The 18527-nt window shown below is 66.0% G+C and carries 16 protein-coding genes and 1 tRNA gene; 9 read left to right on the forward strand and 8 right to left on the reverse strand.

Annotated elements, in window-relative coordinates; translation table 11 throughout:
- Positions 1-8 precede the first annotated feature (8 nt).
- Together folK and VHO04_RS01270 are read left to right on the forward strand one after the other, a co-directional pair.
- Positions 9-557 carry a 2-amino-4-hydroxy-6-hydroxymethyldihydropteridine diphosphokinase gene (gene folK / locus VHO04_RS01265; RefSeq protein WP_329626669.1) on the forward strand — a complete coding sequence of 183 codons (549 nt, stop codon included), beginning with the start codon at positions 9-11 and terminating at the stop codon, positions 555-557.
- Positions 558-599: 42 nt separating this feature from the next.
- A tRNA-Lys gene (locus VHO04_RS01270) sits at positions 600-675 on the forward strand.
- Positions 676-887: 212 nt separating this feature from the next.
- Here the strand turns inward: VHO04_RS01270 and VHO04_RS01275 are convergent.
- Positions 888-1607, reverse strand: coding sequence for an HAD-IB family hydrolase (locus VHO04_RS01275; RefSeq protein WP_329626670.1), 720 nt, complete (start codon positions 1605-1607; stop codon positions 888-890).
- Positions 1608-1711: 104 nt separating this feature from the next.
- Between VHO04_RS01275 and VHO04_RS01280 the strand changes: the two genes are divergently transcribed.
- From VHO04_RS01280 to VHO04_RS01305, 6 genes are all read left to right on the forward strand, one after another.
- Positions 1712-2818, forward strand: a complete 1107-nt coding sequence (locus tag VHO04_RS01280; protein ID WP_329626671.1) for an ABC transporter permease — start codon at positions 1712-1714, stop codon at positions 2816-2818.
- Entirely contained in the window at positions 2818-3684 is an 867-nt protein-coding gene (locus VHO04_RS01285) for an ABC transporter ATP-binding protein (protein WP_257543558.1), read from the forward strand. Before VHO04_RS01280 ends, VHO04_RS01285 begins: the two co-directional genes overlap by 1 nt.
- A complete protein-coding gene (locus VHO04_RS01290; protein WP_329626672.1) occupies positions 3684-4625 on the forward strand; it encodes an MlaD family protein in 942 nt (313 codons plus the stop codon). The genes VHO04_RS01285 and VHO04_RS01290 overlap by 1 nt, the downstream gene beginning before the upstream one ends.
- An 11-nt stretch (positions 4626-4636) precedes the next feature.
- Positions 4637-5245, forward strand: a complete 609-nt coding sequence (locus VHO04_RS01295; RefSeq protein ID WP_329626673.1) for an ABC-type transport auxiliary lipoprotein family protein — start codon at positions 4637-4639, stop codon at positions 5243-5245.
- A 219-nt stretch (positions 5246-5464) separates the two neighbouring features.
- Positions 5465-5785, forward strand: coding sequence for a multidrug efflux SMR transporter (locus VHO04_RS01300; protein WP_329626674.1), 321 nt, complete (start codon positions 5465-5467; stop codon positions 5783-5785).
- Positions 5785-6138 (forward strand): hypothetical protein, encoded by a 354-nt coding sequence (locus VHO04_RS01305; RefSeq protein ID WP_329626675.1) that lies wholly within the window; start codon positions 5785-5787, stop codon positions 6136-6138. The genes VHO04_RS01300 and VHO04_RS01305 overlap by 1 nt, the downstream gene beginning before the upstream one ends.
- 31 nt (positions 6139-6169) lie before the next feature.
- Here VHO04_RS01305 and pepN read toward each other — a convergent pair whose 3' ends face one another.
- Positions 6170-8764 (reverse strand): aminopeptidase N, encoded by a 2595-nt coding sequence (gene pepN, locus VHO04_RS01310; protein WP_329626676.1) that lies wholly within the window; start codon positions 8762-8764, stop codon positions 6170-6172.
- Between the two features lie 47 nt (positions 8765-8811).
- Here pepN and VHO04_RS01315 point away from each other — a divergent pair, with 47 nt between their 5' ends.
- On the forward strand, positions 8812-9603 hold the full coding sequence (locus tag VHO04_RS01315; protein WP_329626677.1) for an SDR family NAD(P)-dependent oxidoreductase: 792 nt from the start codon (positions 8812-8814) through the stop codon (positions 9601-9603).
- Between the two features lie 26 nt (positions 9604-9629).
- On the opposite strand, the gene VHO04_RS01320 is transcribed toward VHO04_RS01315, so the two are convergent.
- The 6 genes from VHO04_RS01320 to nadA all read right to left on the reverse strand — a co-directional run bounded on the left by VHO04_RS01320 (position 9630) and on the right by nadA (position 18488).
- The gene (locus VHO04_RS01320) at positions 9630-10895 is read right to left on the reverse strand and encodes a DUF445 domain-containing protein (RefSeq protein ID WP_329626678.1); all 1266 of its coding nucleotides are present in this window, start codon (positions 10893-10895) and stop codon (positions 9630-9632) included.
- 70 nt (positions 10896-10965) lie between these two features.
- Positions 10966-14382, reverse strand: coding sequence for an efflux RND transporter permease subunit (locus VHO04_RS01325; RefSeq protein WP_329626679.1), 3417 nt, complete (start codon positions 14380-14382; stop codon positions 10966-10968).
- A 43-nt stretch (positions 14383-14425) separates the two neighbouring features.
- The gene (locus tag VHO04_RS01330; protein ID WP_329626727.1) at positions 14426-15598 is read right to left on the reverse strand and encodes an efflux RND transporter periplasmic adaptor subunit; all 1173 of its coding nucleotides are present in this window, start codon (positions 15596-15598) and stop codon (positions 14426-14428) included.
- 347 nt (positions 15599-15945) lie between these two features.
- Positions 15946-16218 (reverse strand): GlsB/YeaQ/YmgE family stress response membrane protein, encoded by a 273-nt coding sequence (locus VHO04_RS01335; protein WP_329626680.1) that lies wholly within the window; start codon positions 16216-16218, stop codon positions 15946-15948.
- A 116-nt stretch (positions 16219-16334) separates the two neighbouring features.
- On the reverse strand, positions 16335-16601 hold the full coding sequence (locus VHO04_RS01340; protein ID WP_329626681.1) for a GlsB/YeaQ/YmgE family stress response membrane protein: 267 nt from the start codon (positions 16599-16601) through the stop codon (positions 16335-16337).
- Between the two features lie 897 nt (positions 16602-17498).
- A complete protein-coding gene (gene nadA / locus VHO04_RS01345; RefSeq protein ID WP_329626682.1) occupies positions 17499-18488 on the reverse strand; it encodes a quinolinate synthase NadA in 990 nt (329 codons plus the stop codon).
- Positions 18489-18527 lie beyond the last annotated feature (39 nt).

Below are 18527 nucleotides of genomic sequence, written 5' to 3' on the forward strand. Positions count from 1 at the left end.
GCGGGGGGATGACCAGCGCAACGCCCTTCCCGGCCCCCCTGCCGCTTTATGCCATCGGACTCGGCTCGAACCGCCGGCACGCGCGCCACGGCGATCCGCGGCGGGTGCTGCTGGCGGCGCTGGCGGCGATCGAGGCCGACGACGTCGAGCCAGTCGACGTCAGCCCGATCGTCACCAGCGAGCCGATTGGCCCTTCGCGCCGCCGCTACGCCAATGCGGTCGCGCTGGTCGCCTCGCCGCTCAGCCCGCCCGAAATGCTTGCGCGCCTCAAACGGATCGAGGCTGCATTCGGACGCCGCACCGGCCAGCGCTGGAGCGCGCGGACGCTCGATCTCGATATATTGCTCTGGTCGGGCGGCGCGTGGAGCGACGGCGCACTCCACATCCCGCATCCCGCGATGGCCGAGCGAGCCTTCGTGCTCGGCCCCCTCCGCGCCATCGCGCCCGACTGGCGCCATCCGCTGAGCCGCCGCACGATCCGCCAACTTGCCGCGCGCCTTATCCGTCCCAGGCCGGTTGACCCCAAGGTGGTTGACCGGCGCGCCGCAGCGCACTAGGGCGACCGCTCCTTTTCTGGCGCCGACCATCGGCGCCACGATGGGCCCTTAGCTCAGTCGGTAGAGCAACTGACTTTTAATCAGTAGGTCGCTGGTTCGAACCCAGCAGGGCTCACCATATAACGGTCACGGTTGATTGCGACATGATGTTCGCCGGCGAACGGCCGGGTTTCGGCAGCCGTGCGGGTTTGATCGACGTCTGATTCCGGGCATAAAACCGCCGTTCTTACCCCCGGGAAAACGTCAAATGGCCAGTTCCAGCGAGTTGTAACAAAAGTGCGTCACGAAGGCAGGGATGACGGATGAATATACAGCCGGATCGATCGCCGGCTATCTCCTACCCCGCCAGTCGACCACCTGCCAGCCCATCGCCGGTGCCAGCTTCTTCAGCTTGCGCGACGGTGTCGTCGCGACTGCTTCGTTGGCGAAGTGCAGCATCGGATGGTCGGACACATGGTCTGAATAGGCGCGGATATGCGCTTGATCCCGCGTGATTTCATTCGCGGCGAGCCAGTCCGAGATGCGCGCGAATTTGGCCTCGCCATAGCAATTGTCGCCCGCCAGCCGCGCGTGGACATGGTCACCGCCATCGGCCTCGTCGAGCCGCGTCGCAAGCACGTCGTCGATCCCGAGCCGCCGCGCGATCGCATCGACATAAAGGTGGAAGGACGCGGTCGCGAGCAGCAGCCGATACCCCGCCGCGCGGTCGGCGGCGATCTGGTCGAGCGCCGCGGCGTGCAGGCCGCGCGCGACCACCTTGTCGGCATAGCTTTCGGCGAGCGGCGCGATCTCGCTGCGGCGGAAGCGCTTGCCGACGAGCAGGCGCAAATTGATCGCTTTCAGCCGCGACCGGTCGATCAGGCGCAGCGCATAGCCCACCCCCGCGAGCCCGACGAGCGGCAGCAGCAGCAGGCGCCACGGCTGGCGCCGTCTTGCAGCATGCATCAGAAACCCGCTGTAAGTCCCTGATCGCGTTATCGTCCGGTCCATGTCGTACATCGCGACGCGATGGACGGGATCGGTCGCGGGCGGGGCGGATGACGTTTCCATGGAACCGACAATAGGGTGCCGCGCCGCTGCGGCCAAGGGGCGGGGATTGCTTGCCGTGGAATAGCTTGCCGTGTCGGGGCAAATAAGACAATGTCCCCCGCGAGATGGTGGCCAGGGCGGACTTTGACTATAGCGACGGCGCCGATGGGGCCGCGGTTCGCTTCACCGGCCGGTTGACGCTGGCGCGTCTCGGCGACCTGCCGCAAAGGCTGGACGCGGTCGGGGCGGTCGCGTCGATCGACTTGTCGGGGGTCGAAAGGATCGACACCGTCGGCGCCTGGATCGTCACCCGCACCGTCAACGAATATGGCGCCAAGGTCACCGGCGCGAGCCCCGAGGCCGAAAGGCTGCTCGAAGCGCTGAAGGACGACAAGAGCGAATATCGCGTCCACCGCGACCGCCGCTCGGCGATCGAGCGGATGCTCGAACAGGTCGGCACAGCGAGTCTCGCGGTCTGGGGCGAGTTGATCGGCATCATCGATTTCTTCGGCGCGATGATCATCGCGCTGGGCATTCAGATTCGCGCGCGGCGGCGGCTGCGCTGGCACGCGGTCGTCACCCGTTTCCAGACCGTCGGCGTCGACGCCCTCCCCATCATCGGCCTGATGAGTTTCCTGATCGGTATCGTCATCGCGCAGCAGGGCGCGGTGCAGCTCGAGCAATTCGGGCTGGAGGTGTTCACCATCAACCTCGTCGGTCGCGCCTCGATCCGCGAGCTTGGCCTGCTGATGACCGCGATCATGGTCGCGGGGCGATCGGGCTCGGCCTTTGCGGCGCAGATCGGCACGATGAAGCTGACCGAAGAAATCGACGCGATGCGGACGATCGGCGTGTCGCCGATGGAAGCGATCGTGCTGCCGCGCGTCGCCGCCTCGACGATCACCATGCCGCTGCTCGGCTTCTACGCGAGCATCTGCGCGATCATCGGCGGCGGCGTCTTCTGCTGGGCGGGGCTCGAAATCCCGCCGCTCACCTATGTGCAGCGGCTGCGCGAAATCATCCCGATGCACGATTTCTGGATCATGCTGATCAAGGCGCCGGTGTTCGGCATATTGATCGGCGTCACCGGTTGCTACGAAGGAATGCAGGTGCGCCAGAATGCCGAGGAGGTCGGCAAGCGCACGACCTCGGCGGTCGTCGCGGCGATATTCCTCGTCATCGTCCTCGACGCCTTTTTCGCGGTCTTCTTCTCTTCGCTGGGATGGAATTGATGAGCGAAGAGATACAGGCCGAGATTCGGGAAGAGCTTGCGGCCGCGGAAGCGGTGCGGCCCGAGACGTTCGAATATGCGATCCGCATCCGCGGGCTGCGCAACCAGTTCGGCGACGCGGTGATCCACGACGGGCTCGATCTCGACGTCCGCTCGGGCGAGATTTTGGGCGTCGTCGGCGGATCGGGGACCGGCAAGTCGGTGCTGATGCGCTCGATCGTCGGCCTCCAGACCCCGACCGCGGGCGAGATCGAGGTATACGGCAAAACGCTCGACACCATCACCGACGCCGAGGAATCGCGCGACCTCCGCCGCCGCTGGGGGGTGATGTTCCAGGGCGGGGCGCTGTTTTCGACGCTGAGCGTCGCGGAGAATATCCAGGTTCCCTTGCGCGAATATTATCCGCGGCTCGACCAGCAATTGCTCGACGAGATCGCCGCCTACAAAGTGTCGATGGTTGGCCTGCCCCCCGATGCCGGCCCCAAATATCCCGCCGAACTGTCGGGCGGCATGGTCAAGCGCGCCGGCCTCGCCCGCGCGCTCGCACTCGACCCCGCGCTGCTCTTTCTCGACGAGCCAACGGCGGGACTCGACCCGATCGGCGCCGCCAAGTTCGACGAGCTGATCCGCGAGCTTGCCGACACGATGGGGCTCACCGTTTTCCTGATCACCCACGACCTCGACTCGCTCTATGCAACCTGCGACCGCGTCGCGGTGCTGGCGGAGAAGAAGGTGATCGCGGTCGGCACCATCCCGGAACTGCTTGCCACCGAGCATCCGTGGATACAGGATTATTTCAACGGCCCGCGCGGCCGGGCGGCCGCTGGCTGCAATATCGCGGCAGAGCGGCAGGATAGGAAAAGCTGATGGAAACACGCTCGAACAATGTGCTTGTCGGCGCGTTCGTCCTCATCTTCATGGCGGCCCTCGCGTTTTTCTTCGTCTGGCTCGCGAATGACAGCGGCGGCACGAAGCGCGCCTATGACATCTTCTTCAAACAGTCGGTCGACGGCCTCAACAAGGGCGCGCAGGTGCAATTTTCGGGCGTCCCCGCCGGGCAGGTTCGCGAAATCGCGCTGTGGCCCGACGATCCGCAGTTCGTCCGCGTGCGGATCGAGGTGAACGAGGGCGTGCCGATCCTCCAGGGCACGACCGCCGCGCTCGAAGGCGTCGGCTTTACCGGCGTCTCGCAGATTTCACTCGACGGCGCGGTCAAGGGCGCGCCGCCGATCACCGACAAGGGGCCGGCGGGCAAGCCGGTCATCCCGACGCGCGTCGGCGGGCTGGGCGAGCTTCTGAACACCGCGCCGCAGCTCCTGCAACGACTCTCGACGCTGTCCGAGCGGCTCGCCGAGCTGGTCGACGACGAGAATCAGGCGAGCATCAAGGGCATCCTCAACAATGTCGAGGCATCGACCGCGATCCTCGCGCGCAACGGCCCGGCGCTCGAAAAGGCGCTCGCCGACACGCGCATCGCGATCCAGCAGACCGGCAACGCTGCCGAGCAGATCGGCAATCTCGCCGCCTCGGCGCAGGGGACGATCGACCGCAACGTCGATCCGGCGATGGCCAACCTGCGCGATACGCTGCAATCGGCGAATGAATCGATGAAGACGCTCGAGGCGGCGATCGCCGACGCGCGGCCGGGGCTCAAGACCTTCAGCGACACCACCGTTCCCGAAGCCAATGCGCTGATCCGCGATCTGCGCCGCACCTCCGCCTCGCTGTCGAGCCTGACCGACAAGCTCGACCAGCAGGGCGCCGGCGCTGTGCTCGGCGGCAGCAAGCTGCCCGATTACAAGAAATGAGGATGCCGACAATGTCCATCTCACCGCGAATGCTCCGCACTCCCCTGCTCGTCGCGGCCGCGGCGGTGACGCTTTCAGGCTGCATCGGGCTCGGCGGCAAGACCCCGCCCTTCCTGCTGACGCTCGACGCCGACGCGGCCCCCACCGCCGGGACCGCACGCACCGCGAGCGACGCGGCGACGCTGACCATCCTGATCCCCACCGCGCCACAGAAGCTGCGCACCCCGCGCATCCCAGTGCAACAGGACGACGCCAGCGTCGCCTATGTCAAGGATGCGCAATGGGTCGAGGCGCCGCAGCGCCTGTTCCAGCGGCTCGTCTCCGAAACCGTCGCCGCGCGCACCTCGCGCGTCGTGCTCGACGAGGGGCAATATCTGACCGCGCCGGGGGAGCAGCTTGCGGGGCAGCTCATGGACTTCGGGGTCGATGCGCGCGCAAACGAGGCGGTCGTCGTCTATCAGGCGATGCTGGTCTCGGCCGGCGGCAAGAGCGTCACCCAGCGCCGCTTCGAGGTGCGCGAGCCGATCGCGGGCAAGGTCGAGGCCAGGCCCGTCGGCGAAGCGCTGACTGCCGCCGCGAACAAGGTCGCGGTCGAGGTCGCGGATTGGCTGGGGGGCTGATCTTCTTTTGGTAAAAGGGCCGCGCGCTCCCGCGAACGCGGGAGCCCATCTCCGATCGGCGCCATCCTGAACCGGCGGGAGATGGGCCCCTGCCTTCGCAGGGGCACGACAGCCTTTCCCTTCCGGCGATCATGCTTTAAGGGCGCCGCCTTGCGTGCCTCTTTCGGGTTTCCGGCATGCGCTCCCCCCACGAGCCCGCCGATCTGAAAGGACTCGCCCGTGGGATGGATCATCCTCGTTATCGCCGTTTTCACCGAAATTTGCTGGGCGCTGAGCCTGAAATGGGCGGCAACGCTCGGGACGTGGCAGGCGTCGGCGGTTCCCGTCACGCTGAGCTTCGTCAACATGACGCTGCTCGCGCTGGCGATGCGCGAGATTTCGGCGGGCACCGCCTATGCGATCTGGACCGGGCTCGGCGCGGTCGGGGTGATCATCGGCGGGATCATGCTGTTCGGCGAGAAGGTGAGCGGCGTGCAAGTCGGCTTCATGGCGCTGATCGTCGTCGGAGTGGTGGGGACGAAGCTGTTTTCGGCGGGGTGATGAAGGGCTGGAAACGACCGGTTGCGGACATCGGCTTTTCCAATAATACTAGCAGCATGGCGCTGCGTCTCCTTTCTCTGCTAGCTGGATTTCTGTCGCTTGTTGGGTGCGCAAATCCAAATCGACCCATCGAGACGAAAGCTGGTAACCTCTCACAAGCGCAGGTTGATGCAATCGTTGAACGATGTGGCGGCACTTCGCGTATGGCTGTAATTGAAAGGGATACGCTCACCATTAAACCGGCGTCCAATTTGACTGTCACCGGATGCGTGCTCAAAGCTTTGCACGCCACAGGGGAGACTTCGCTGACCACTGTAGACAATCAGCGTTACGAGATCCCAGATCGGCACTGACGCGCGTCCGCTTCCTACCCCAAAGTAGCCCTTACCCCATCAAGCTCTTGCTCGCTTGCTCGGTCGTGTCGCGCGACAGGCCCGGCTGCGCCAGGATGCGTTCCAGTTCGGCCCTCATCATCGCCGCGCGCGCCTCGTCGAAGCGGCGCCAGCGGCCGAGCGGCGGGATCATCTTGGCCGCGGTCTGCGGGTTCCGGGGATCGAGCGCGATGACGAGATCGGCGATCAGCCGATAGCCCGCGCCGTCGGCCTGGTGGAACGCCGCCTGATTGCCGGTGAAAGCGCCGTAGAGCGAGCGGACGCGATTGGGGTTGGCTAACGTGAAATCGGGATGCTCCGCCAGCGCCTTCACCGCGGCGACGGTATCGGCACGCATCGACCAGGCCTGCACCTGGAACCATTTGTCGAGCACGAGCGGATTGTCGCGATAACGCTGGTAGAAGATGTCGAGCGCGTGGGTGCGTTCGTCGCTGTCGCCATGCGCGAGTGTCGCGAGCGCCGCCTGCCGCTCGGTCATGCCGTCGGCGTCCGAGAAGACGCCGAACGCCAGCGCCGCGACGTCGGCGCGGCCGGTCGCAGCGAGATAGGCGAGCGCGACGCCGCGCAGCCGGCGGCGGCCCTTGGCGGCGGGGGTGAGATCGATCGCGGGCGGCGCCGCCTCAGCCAATATCTCGCGCCACTCGCTTTCGAGCGCATCGCCAATCACCGCCTGCAGCGCGAGCCGCTCGCGCCGGATCGCGTCGGGGTCGACGGTCACCATCTGGTCGCCGATGAAGGCTTCGCTCGGCAGCAGCACCGCCTCGGCGACGAAGGCCGGGTCGGCGGCGCGCCCGGCAAGCGTCTGCGCGACCGCATCGATCACCGCCCGGGCGTCGGCCTTCTCGCCCGACACCGCAGCGACGAGCGTGTCGAGCATGAGCTGCTGCAGCGCCTCGTAGCGCGCGAAGGGATCGTCGTCGTGCGCCGCGAGCCAAGCGAGTTCGCCCGGCGCGCGTTCGAAATCGACGATCACCGGGGCGGAGAAGCCGCGATTGACCGACAGCGCCGGGCGCGCCGCGAAGGCGCCGAGCGCGATACGCTGCGCGGCATCGGTCAGCGTGACGAGCGTGTCGGGCAGCGCGGCGCCGCTGCCATCCATCGCGAAGGCGGCGATGCGCAGCGGCATCATCGCCGGCGCCTTGTCGGGCTGGCCCGGGGTCGGCGGCACCGTCTGCGCAATATCGAGGAACCAGTCGCCGCCCTCTTCGACCAGCGTCAGCTTCAATCGCGGCGTTCCCGCCTGTTCGTACCAGCGGCGGAACCGGGTCAGGTCGATGTTCCCGCCCTCCTCCATCGCGCGCACGAAATCCTCGCACGTCGCGGCCTCGCCGTCGTGGCGCGCGAAATAGAGGTCGGTGCCCTTGCGGAAACGCTCCGGTCCCATCAGCGTCGCCATCATGCGGATGATCTCGGCGCCCTTGTTATAGACGGTCGCGGTATAGAAGTTCGAGATTTCCTGATAGCTGTCCGGGCGGATCGGGTGCGCGAGCGGCCCCGCATCCTCGGGGAATTGCGCGGCGCGGAGCAGCCGGACATCCTCGATCCGCTTGACCGCGGGCGAGCCCATGTCGGCCGAAAAGCTCTGGTCGCGAAAAACGGTGAAGCCCTCCTTCAGCGACAATTGGAACCAGTCGCGGCAGGTGACGCGGTTGCCCGACCAGTTGTGGAAATATTCGTGCGCGACGACGCCTTCGATCCCGTCATAATCGACATCGGTCGCGGTGTCGGGGTCGGCGAGGATATAGCGGGTGTTGAAGATGTTCAGTCCCTTGTTTTCCATCGCCCCCATATTGAAGTCGCTGACCGCGACGATGTTGAACAGGTCGAGGTCATATTCGCGGCCATAGACGCGCTCGTCCCACGCCATGCTGTTCTTGAGCGCCTGCATCGCGTGGTGGGTGCGATCGGCATCGCCTTCGCGCACCCAGATACCGAGTTCGACCCTGCGGCCCGACTGGGTGACGAATTCATCGCGGTTGACGACGAGATCGCCCGCGACGAGCGCGAAGAGATAGGAAGGCTTCGGCCACGGGTCTTCCCACAGCGCCCAATGGTTACCCGCCTCGCCCTCGCCCGAGGCGACGCAATTGCCGTTCGAGAGCAGAATCGGGAAGCTCGCCTTGTCGCCTTCCATCCGCACCTTGTAGCGGCTGAGCACGTCGGGGCGGTCGGGATGAAAGGTGATGCGGCGGAAGCCCTCGGCCTCGCACTGGGTGCAGAGCATGGCGTTCGAGGCATAGAGCCCCATGAGTTGGCTGTTCGCCGCCGGGTCGATGACGGTGTCGACCTCGACCGTCGCCGCGGTGCGGTCACCCAGGTCGACGATCAGGTCGGGACCCTCCATGCGCCAGTCGTTCCAGCTTTCGCCGTCGACGCGAACGTCCTGCGGCGTCAGCCCGTCGCCGCGCAGCGTCAGCGGCACCGGTGCATCGGCGTGACGGACGACCGACAGCGCACTGCTCACCCGCGTTTCGTCGATGCCGAGCGCGAAATCGAGCGCAATGTCGGGGATCTGCCATTCGGGCGGGCGATACTTGCCGCGGTGGATGGTAACGGGAACGGCGGGAGAGGAAGAAGCGTCGGTCATGCACGAAGGTCTAGGCGCGGGGCGCCAAGCGCGCAATAAGCGCTGCGATGGCGAAGATGCTGATTTTCGGGATGGGTTATGCGGCGGGGCACCTCGCCGGGCGGCTGATGGCACGCGGCTGGGAGGTCGCGGGCACGACGCGCGACAGTCGCGCGGACAGCCTGGCGTTTGCCGACGAGGCCGCGGTGCGCGGCGCGCTGCGAACGGCGACGCATATCCTGTCGTCGGTGCCGCCGGCCGATGGAGTCGATCCGGTACTCGCGCGCTATGGGGAGGCGATCGCCGTCGCGCCCGCGACATGGGTCGGCTATCTGTCCTCGACCGGGGTCTATGGCGATACCGGCGGCGCGTGGGTCGACGAAAGCGCGCCCGTCAAGGGCCGCCGCGCCGATCGCAATGCCGCCGATGCGGCGTGGGCGGCGCTGCGCGGCGACATGCGCCTGTTCCGCCTTCCCGGCATCTACGGCCCCGGCCGCTCGATCCTCGACCGCATCGGCGAAGGTCGCGCGCACCGCATCGACCTGCCCGGACAGGTTTTTAGCCGCATCCATGTCGACGACATCGCGGGCGGCATCATCGCCTCGTTCGCGGGACCCGCGGGAATCTACAATCTCGCCGACGACGAACCGTGCCATCAGAACCGGCTCGTCGAATGGGGATGCGCGATGCTGCGCGCGCCGGTGCCACCGCTCCAGTCGCTGGACGATGCGGGTCTGTCGCCTGCCGCGCGCGCCTTCTATGCCGAGAATCGCCGCGTCGCGAACGGCAAGGCGAAGCGATTGCTGGGGTGGGCGCCGAAATATCCGACGTGGCGCGAGGGATTAGCTGCCTGCTTGTAGCCTCGCCTCCCGGCGGGGGCGACGGTTCAAATCCAGATATCCACCGCGTGGATCGCCACCCCCACCAGCCCGCCGACCAATGTGCCGTTGATACGGATATATTGCAGGTCGTCGCCGACCGCATTTTCCAGCCGATCGGTGATCGTCTTCGCATCCCAGCCGCGGATCGTGTCCGACACCAGCTTCAGCGCCGTCTCGCCATAGCTGTCGACCATGCCGACGACCGCGCGGCGCGCATAGCGGTTGAGGGTGCGCTTGATCGCCTCGTCCTCGCCCAGCATCGCGCCGAACTGGGTGACGAGTTCGCCGATACGGCCCGCGAGCATCGTTTCGGGGTCACGCGCCGCCTTGAGCAGCGCGCCGCGGCCCTGCTCCCAGAGGCCGTCGAGCCAGCGCTTGACCGCCTTGTTCTCGAGCAATTCGTCGCGAACGTGCGCGACCTTCGCCTTGACCTCGGGGTCGTGCTGGAGGTCGAGCGCCATCTTGGCGAGCCCTTCCTCGACGCGCAGGCGCAGCGGGTGCGTCTCGTCGGCCGCCATTTCGGCAAGCAGCTTCGACAGCCCCGCGACAATGCGGTTCGAGATGCTTTCGTCGAGCCCGGTGAAGCGCACGATCGCATTGCTGTTGTCGTGGACCATCTGGTGGATCAGATGCTCGTTGAGTTCGAGCGTTTTCGACCCCCATTTGACCATCGCGTCGAGCAGGGGCTGGTGCCGCCCCTCGGCAAGCGCCGCCTGCATCGCCTGACCGAGCAGCGGCGCGACGTCGAGTTCGCGCAGGCGGTCGGCGATCGCCGACTTGACCATGCCGCCCAGCCGCTGCTGGTCGAGCGCGCCCAGCGCGTCGGCGATGATTCGCGACGCGCCGAGCTTGAGCCGCCCGCCGCCCTCGGCGGGCTGCGAGAGGAATTTGCCGACCGCGCCCGCGACGTCGAGCGTCTGCATCTTGCGCGCGATCAGCCGCGGCAGCAGAAAATTGGTGAGCAGGAAGCGCGCCAGCGTGTCGCCGATGCGGTTCTTGTTGCGCGGCACAATCGCGGTGTGCGGGATCGGCAGGCCCATCGGATGGCGGAACAGCGCGGTGACCGCGAACCAGTCGGCCAGCCCGCCGACCATCGCCGCCTCGGCAAAGGCGCGGACGAAGCCGACCGCGGGATGGACGTCCTGATAATATTTGGCGGTCACGAAGATCGCCGCCATCACGATCAGCAGCCCGGTCGCGACGATGCGGATATTGAGCCCGCCGGTCGGAACGGCAACGCCAGTCGGCCGGGGGAAAGCGCGGTCGGTCATCCTCATCAAATGGCGAAACGCGCCGAAGGTTGCAACCGGCGCGGCAACCAGCCGCGCCGGACGGGACCCATCACTCCGCCGCGTGCGGCGCCGGCGCGGCGTGCGGCTTCGTATCGTCGCCCTTCCGGTAGGTCAGGAGATTGCTCGAGAAGAAGCGGCCGAGGCGCTTTTCGATGCTGTCGGCCAGGCTGAACCCCGCCGGGACGATCAGCAGCGTCAGCAGCGTCGACAGCGTCAGGCCGCCGATCACCACGACGCCCATCGGCGCACGCCATGCGCCATCGCCCGACAGCGACAGCGCGGTCGGCACCATGCCCGCGACCATCGCGACCGTGGTCATCACGATCGGCTGCGCGCGCTTGCGGCCCGCGTCGAGCAGGGCCTCGGTCTTGCCGATGCCCTTGTCCATCTCCTCGATCGCGAAATCGACGAGCAGGATCGAGTTCTTCGCGACGATCCCGAGCAGCATCAGCAAGCCGATATAGACGGGCATCGAGATTTCCATGCCGGTGATCAGCAGGCCGAGCAGACCGCCGAGCGGCGCGAGCAGCAGCGACGACATATTGACCAGCGGCGACAGGAAGCGGCGATAGAGCAGCACCAGCGTCGAGAAGACGAGCAGCAGACCCGACACCACCGCGATCATGAAGTTGGTGGTGAGTTCCTGCTGCATCTTCGCGTCGCCCTGCAGGATCTTGCGCACCCCTTGCGGCATGGTCTTGACCGCGGGCAGCGCGTCGATCTTCTTCTGCGCGTCGCCGGTGACGAGGCCGGGCGCCAGGTCGGCGCCGATCACGATGCGCCGCGTCTGATTATAGCGGCGCAGTTCGGTCGGACCGGCGCCGAAGCCGATTTGGGCCACCGATTTCAGCGGCACGGTCGCACCGCTCGACGTCGGCACGGGCAGATTCTCGATCGTCGCAAGGCTGCGGCGCGAATCCTCGGAGAGCAGCACGCGGATCGGAATCTGACGGTCGGAGAGCGAGAATTTGGCGACATTCTGGTCGATATCGCCCAATGTCGCGATACGGATCGTCTGGCTGAGCGCCGCGGTGGTGACGCCGAGTTCGGCGGCCAGGTCCATGCGCGGATTGATGATGATCTCGGGCCGCGGAATATCGCCCTCGATGCGCGGCGCGCGGATTTCCTTGAGCTTGCTCATTTCCGCCACGATCTTCAGCGCGTGCTTTTCGAGCAGCGCCGGGTCGTCGCCGCCGATCACCATCGTTATGTCGCGGCCCGAAAAGCCGCCCGACTGGCTCTGGAAGGTCACGCGCGCGTCGGGAATGGCGGCCAGTTTGGGCTGCAACCCGCGTTCCCAATCGACGCTGCTGACCTCGCGGTCCTTCTTGAGCGTGATGAACGCGTTGCCGCCGCCCACCTCGACATCGTAGAAGGCTTTTTCGACCACCGGATTATTGTCGAGAATCTTCCCGATCTGGCTGGCGATATGCTCGCTCTGCGCCAGCGTCGAGCCCGGGGGCAGCTCATATTTCACCTGGCTGAAATCGCTGTTCGTCGTCGGCTGGAACTGCTGCGGCAAGGTCGCGAACAGGATGATGCTCGCTGCGAAGGCCGCGAAGCCGATGCCGACGATCCAGACGCGATGGTCGGAAAGTCGTGCCCGGGCGCGCCGGGCCATGAAGGCGGTCCAGCGAGTAAAGGCCCACTGGCGCATCCCCATCGCGTAGGCGACGGCGCCCACGATGATCTGGAGCAGCCCGACGAGCAGGAAGGTCATGACGACCGCAAGCGGCGTCTGCAGCAGGAAATGCAGCGCCGCATTGGGGCTGTCCTGCCCCACCGGAACCGGCTGGAAATAGCTCACGACCATCGCCAGGCCCGCGAGTGCCGCCGCCACCAATGGCGCCGACAGGAAAACCAGCCGCGTCGGCTCCGCTTCGTAGCGCGCGCGCACCGCGCGATGCTTCGAATGATCGAGCGTCCAGGCGAGGATGCGCTCATAGCGATCGACCCATGGCCCCCCGGCGTGCTCGGCCTCGCCCTGCGCCGACAGGAAATAGGCGGCGATCATCGGCGTGATCATGCGCGCGACCGCCAGGCTGACCAGCACCGCGAAGACGACGGTCAGGCCGAACTGGATGAAGAACTGGCCCGAAACGCCGGGCATCAGCGCGACCGGCAGAAAGACCGAGACGATCGACATCGTCGTCGCGACGACCGCCAGGCCGATCTCGTCGGCGGCGTCGATCGCCGCCTGATAGGCGGTCTTGCCCATTCGCATATGTCTGACGATATTCTCGATCTCGACGATCGCGTCGTCGACCAGCACCCCCGCGACCAGACTGAGCGCCAGCAGCGACAGGCCGTTCAGCGAAAAGCCCATCAGATCCATGAACCAGAAGGTCGGGATCGCCGACAGCGGAATGGCGAGCGCGCTGATCAGCGTCGCGCGCCAGTCGCGCAGGAAGAGGAATACGACGACGACGGCCAGCACCGCACCCTCGATCATCGCGGCCATCGAGCTGCGATATTGTTCCTTCGTGTCTTCGGTGCGCGTGAAGAGGATGTTGAAGCTGACCTTGGGGTTGTTCTTCTTGATCTCCGCCAGCTTCTTGACCGCCGCGTCGTGGACGGTGACGTCCGATGCGCCCTTCGCCTTTTCGATCGAGAAGGCCAGAACCTGCTTGTCGCGAATCTTGGCGAGGTTGCGCTGCTCGGCATAGCCATCGGTCACCTTGGCGACGTCGGCCAACCGGATCGTCCGCCCGTTGCCGATCGAGATGCGCGTTTCGCCCAGTTGAAAGGCATTCGCGGCGTTGCCGAGCACGCGGATCGCCTGCTCCGCCCCCGCAATCTCGGTGCGGCCGCCGGCGGCATTGACGTTCACCTGGCGAAGCTGCTGGTTCACCTGGCTGGCGGTCAGGCCATAGCTCTGCATCCGCGCGGGATCGAGGATGACGCGGATTTCGCGATCGACGCCGCCCGAACGGGTGACCGTCGCCATGCCGGGGATCGAGAGCAGGTCCTTGGCGACCGTGTTGTCGACGAACCAGCTGAGCTGTTCGAGCGTCATGTCGGTCGCCTCGACCGCGAAATAGGTGATCGGGCCGCCCGCGACGTCGACGCGCACGACCTGCGGTTCCAATATGCCGTCGGGTAGGTCGCTGCGGATCTGCTGAACCGCCTGGTTGACGTCGTTATAGGCGCGGTCGATCGGCGTGCCGATCGCGAACTGGACGAAGGTGCGGCTGTTGCCCTCGCTGACATAGGACGACATTTCATCGACGCCGCTGACCCCGCGAATCGCGGCCTCGACGCGCTGCGTCACCTGCGTTTCCAGCTCCGACGGCGCCGCGCCCGGCTGCACGACGATCACCTGCACCGCTGGAAATTCGACGTCGGGCTGCTGGTTCACGTCCATCCGGTTGAAGCTGACGATCCCCGCCAGCAGCAGCAGGATGAACAGCACCACGGGCGGCACCGGATTGCGGATGCACCAGGCGGAAATGTTGCGAAAGCTCATGATTCAAACGCCTTTTGCGCGCGCTGTCCGGACGCGATCGATGTTATTGCGACGATTTCTGCACCACCGGCTTGACCTTGTCGCCGGGGTTGAGGAAGGCGCCCGCCAGTACGACGACCTTTTCGGTGCCGGTCAGGCCCGAGGCGATCGACACGCCGCCGTCGGTAACCGTGCCGACCTTGACCGGGCGGCGCTGGATATGGTCCTTGCCATCGACGATCAGCACGAAATTGCCTTCGGGGCCGCTCTGCACCGCGCTTTCGGGAAGCAGCGGCGCCTCTCCGCTGCCCGCCACCAGCCGCGCATCGGCGAAGCCGCCGGGGCGCAGCGCGCTGCTATAGGGGATAGCGATACGCACCGTGCCCTGCCGCGTGTCCATGCTGACGATCGGCGAGACCTGCCACACCTGGCCCGCGATCTTCAGATCGGTGCCGACGGGAGTCACGGTCGCGCGGGTGCCGACCTTGACGCGCTGCAGATCGGCTTCGGCAAGCTGCGCGAGCATTTCCATCTCGCCGCCCTTTGCCATGCGGAACAGGACGCCGCTGCCGGCGCCGACGACCTGGCCGGGTTCGACCTGGCGCGTCAGCACCAGCCCCGCCGCTGGGGCGACGATATCGAGCCGGCCGTTGCGCGCGACGGCTTCCTGATATTGCGCCTGTGCGACGCGAACGCGCGCGTTGGCGGAATCGCGGGTTGCGCGCTTGCGGTCGAGATCGGCCTTCGAAATGAAGCCGCGGCCGATCAGCGCCTGTGCGCGCTCCAGTTCGGACTGGGCGAGATCGGCATCGGCCTGGGCGACCTTGATTGAGGCGGCAAGGCCCGCCGCCTGCTGCGTCTGCACCGACCGATCGATGACGGCGAGCGTCTGTCCGGCGCCGACCCACTGGCCGGGCTCGACGAGCACGCGCGCCACCTGCCCGCCTTCGCCGGCGACACCGACCGGCATCTCGCGCCGCGCCGCGATCGTGCCGTTCACCGAAATCGCCGCAACCACGGAGACGCGGCCCGGGACGACGACCGTCACATTGGGAATGGCCTGCCCACCGGCCCCGCCGTCCGCCGAAGCCGCGCCATCGCCCTTCCCGAGCGAAAAGGCGAACCAGGCCGCGGCAAGCGCGAGCACGACAAGCACGACGCCGACGATCAGCCGGGTGCGCTTGCGGCGGTTGTCCGCCTCTTCGTAATAGCTTTGCGTCCCCGCCAGGCTGTCCATCGAATCCACTTTCCGTTCGTAGTTCACGCCATGTCCCCTCCCGCAGCCCACGGCCGCCGATCGCGCATCGCCGTCGGCAAAGCGCCCGGCCCGCAGGGGCAGGATATCCTCTGAAGGTGTATTATCCTATTAAATCACCGCGTGCAAGGGGCCAAAAATCGCCGCATCTCCGCCCCCGGGGAGCAGCGCCCCCATCCCCAAGGGACGAGTGCCATAGGGAAGTCGGCCCCCGATTTCCAGTATTTGTGTCGACGAAAATGGGGCGGCCGACCCAGGTCGACCGCCCCCACTTTCATCCGCCCCGATCCGATCCGGACCGCCGGCTTTGCGTCATTGCGCGCCTTGCGTCAGCGCACCCGGCCGCGCCGGAACAGGTTGACGATGGCGAGCAGGATGATCGCGCCGATGAAGGCGGTCACCAGCGTCCGCCAGTCGAACGCGTCGCCGCGCAGATGGCCGCCGCCCAGGAAACCGCCGAGCAGCAGCCGGCCGAGGATCGAGCCGACGCAACCGACGATGATGTTGAGGAAGATGCCCTGCTGGGCATCGGTGCGCATCACGATGCTGGCGAGCCAGCCGATAATGCCGCCCATGACGAGTGCGATAATGAAATCAATCATGTTCTGACCCCCTACGATCATTATGGTGCCTGATGGGACAGGCGGGTCGATGCTAACCTAAATATCTGCAATCGCCTAGCGAAATGGCGGCGACCGCGCGGCGGGTGTCGGCGGTCTCATCGAATGCGCCCGCGCCGGATCAGATTGACGATCGCGAGCAGCACAAGCGCACCGACGAAGGCCCAGAGCAGCCCGATCGTGTCGAAGCTCGCGAGGCTCGCTCCCATACCGAAGATATTGCCGAGAAAACTGCCCAGGAAGGCGCCCGCGACGCCGACGATGATGTTGAGGACGATGCCCTGCTGCGCGTCGGTGCGCATGACGATGCTCGCCAGCCAGCCGATGACGCCGCCGACGATCAGGGCGATGATGAGTCCTCCCATGATCCTCCTCCCTCCCGAACCGGCCGGACGACGCCTGCCATCAGTGGTGAGGACATAATCGAGCAGGGGAAGAAAGGTTCCCGGCCGCGCCCCGAAAGACGCGGCCGGGACAGGAGGATCAGTTCCGGTCGGGGAACTGGTCCGGGTCGCAACGACGGCGATAGGCGGTCGTCGCCGGCCGCGATGTGACCGGCATCACAGGAGCAAGTTTTTGACGGGAAAGTTCGTGCGCGAGGATGAAAGCTCGCGGCAATCGCGCGATGCGCATACGAAATGGGGGCCGGCATCGCTGCCAACCCCCACTATCCGTTTTCGTTCCTGCACCGCGCTCCGCATCATAGCGTTCCGCCAATCTTTCGACCAGCGATCACAACGAAGCAGCGCAACCGGCACCGAACCGATCCGGCGATGGTTCGGTCGGCCCCCTTTCGGGGGCCGGCCTCACCTGGAAAGCCCTTCATCATCTTGTCCGAGCCTCTGCCGAAGCAGTCGCTCTTCCGAAGCGATGGACTGCATTTCCGTCCGATCGGGTCCGCCTCAACTCGTGGGAATCGCTGCGTTCCGTGACCGGGTACCGGTCGATGTCCTCGTCGGTTCTGCCCGTTTCCGTCCGGCTGGTCTTGCAACCACCCTTTGGGTTTCGGCGATCCGGCGTCTCTGTCGTCCGATGATTGGAAGCTGTCACGAACCGGTCGGACCGCCAACAGAAAAAGCACGCAAAAGCCCCGCAAACCTTCCATGCTTGTGGATAAGTCCGGCATTAGCAACAAGCGGATTCGGTGCAGCATTTTTGTAACAGCACCGCAGCATTTTTGGATTCAATTGCTGCAGCGCATCATACGAATTGGCGTTGCGACTCGCTTGCTCAATCAGGTGAGTGAGTCGTCATTGGCCGACTCATGCCCGCCCCAGATCGCCCTTGCCCACCGTTCCGCTGGCCATCTCGAGCATCCGGTCGAGGCTCTTTTTCGCGGCGATGCGCAGATCCTCGTCCATCTCGATCCGCGGCTGAAGATCGCGCAGCGCGAGGTAGAGTTTTTCCATCGTGTTGAGCGCCATATAGGGGCAGATGTTGCAGTTGCAGTTGCCGTCCGCGCCGGGCGCGCCGATGAAGGTCTTTTCGGGCAGCGCCAACTCCATCTGGTGGATGATGTGCGGTTCCGTCGCGACGATCAGCGTGTCGCCGGGAAAGCTCTTCGCGAATTGCAGGATGCCGCTCGTCGACCCGACATAGTCGGCATGGTCGATGATGTGCGGCGGGCATTCGGGGTGCGCGGCGACCGGCGCGCCGGGATTCTGCGCCTTGAGTTTCAGCAGCTCGGTCTCGCTGAACGCCTCATGGACGATGCACACGCCGGGCCACAACAGCATCTCGCGTCCGAACTTGCGGTTGAGATAGCCGCCGAGATGCCGGTCGGGGCCGAAGATGATCTTCTGCTCGGGCGGGATCTGGCTGATGATCGTCTCGGCGCTCGACGAGGTGACGATGACGTCGCTCAGCGCCTTCACCGCCGCCGAGCAGTTGATGTAGGTCAGCGCGATATGGTCGGGGTGCGCGGCGCGGAAGCGCTTGAACTGTTCGGGCGGGCAACTGTCCTCGAGGCTGCACCCCGCGTCCATGTCGGGCAGCACGACGATCTTTTCCGGCGACAATATCTTCGCGGTCTCGGCCATGAACTTGACGCCGCAAAAGGCGATGACGTCGGCGTCGGTATCCGCCGCCTTGCGCGACAGCTCCAGCGAATCGCCGACGAAATCGGCGAGGTCCTGGATTTCGGGCTTCTGATAATAATGCGCGAGGATGACGGCGTTGCGCTCCTTGCGGAGGCGGTCGATTTCGGCGCGCAGGTCGAGGCCCGAGAGATTCTCGCGGATGGGAGCAGTCATGGCTTTTCCTTATATGGTCCTTGCCGTGGCGTCGCCCTA

Source organism: Sphingopyxis sp. (assembly GCF_036261875.1).
In the GTDB taxonomy this organism is placed as follows: Bacteria; Pseudomonadota; Alphaproteobacteria; order Sphingomonadales; family Sphingomonadaceae; genus Sphingopyxis.

Excerpts from the sequence above, each read along its gene's own strand:
- folK (WP_329626669.1), top strand. The coding sequence starts at position 9 with ATGACCAGCGCAACGCCCTTCCCGGCCCCCCTGCCGCTTTATGCCATC.
- VHO04_RS01275 (WP_329626670.1), bottom strand. The coding sequence starts at position 1,607 with ATGGAAACGTCATCCGCCCCGCCCGCGACCGATCCCGTCCATCGCGTC.
- VHO04_RS01280 (WP_329626671.1), top strand. The coding sequence starts at position 1,712 with ATGGTGGCCAGGGCGGACTTTGACTATAGCGACGGCGCCGATGGGGCC.
- VHO04_RS01285 (WP_257543558.1), top strand. The coding sequence starts at position 2,818 with ATGAGCGAAGAGATACAGGCCGAGATTCGGGAAGAGCTTGCGGCCGCG.
- VHO04_RS01290 (WP_329626672.1), top strand. The coding sequence starts at position 3,684 with ATGGAAACACGCTCGAACAATGTGCTTGTCGGCGCGTTCGTCCTCATC.
- VHO04_RS01295 (WP_329626673.1), top strand. The coding sequence starts at position 4,637 with ATGTCCATCTCACCGCGAATGCTCCGCACTCCCCTGCTCGTCGCGGCC.
- VHO04_RS01305 (WP_329626675.1), top strand. The coding sequence starts at position 5,785 with ATGAAGGGCTGGAAACGACCGGTTGCGGACATCGGCTTTTCCAATAAT.
- pepN (WP_329626676.1), bottom strand. The coding sequence starts at position 8,764 with ATGACCGACGCTTCTTCCTCTCCCGCCGTTCCCGTTACCATCCACCGC.
- VHO04_RS01315 (WP_329626677.1), top strand. The coding sequence starts at position 8,812 with ATGGCGAAGATGCTGATTTTCGGGATGGGTTATGCGGCGGGGCACCTC.
- VHO04_RS01320 (WP_329626678.1), bottom strand. The coding sequence starts at position 10,895 with ATGACCGACCGCGCTTTCCCCCGGCCGACTGGCGTTGCCGTTCCGACC.
- VHO04_RS01325 (WP_329626679.1), bottom strand. The coding sequence starts at position 14,382 with ATGAGCTTTCGCAACATTTCCGCCTGGTGCATCCGCAATCCGGTGCCG.
- VHO04_RS01330 (WP_329626727.1), bottom strand. The coding sequence starts at position 15,598 with ATGGACAGCCTGGCGGGGACGCAAAGCTATTACGAAGAGGCGGACAAC.
- VHO04_RS01335 (WP_329626680.1), bottom strand. The coding sequence starts at position 16,218 with ATGATTGATTTCATTATCGCACTCGTCATGGGCGGCATTATCGGCTGG.
- VHO04_RS01340 (WP_329626681.1), bottom strand. The coding sequence starts at position 16,601 with ATGGGAGGACTCATCATCGCCCTGATCGTCGGCGGCGTCATCGGCTGG.
- nadA (WP_329626682.1), bottom strand. The coding sequence starts at position 18,488 with ATGACTGCTCCCATCCGCGAGAATCTCTCGGGCCTCGACCTGCGCGCC.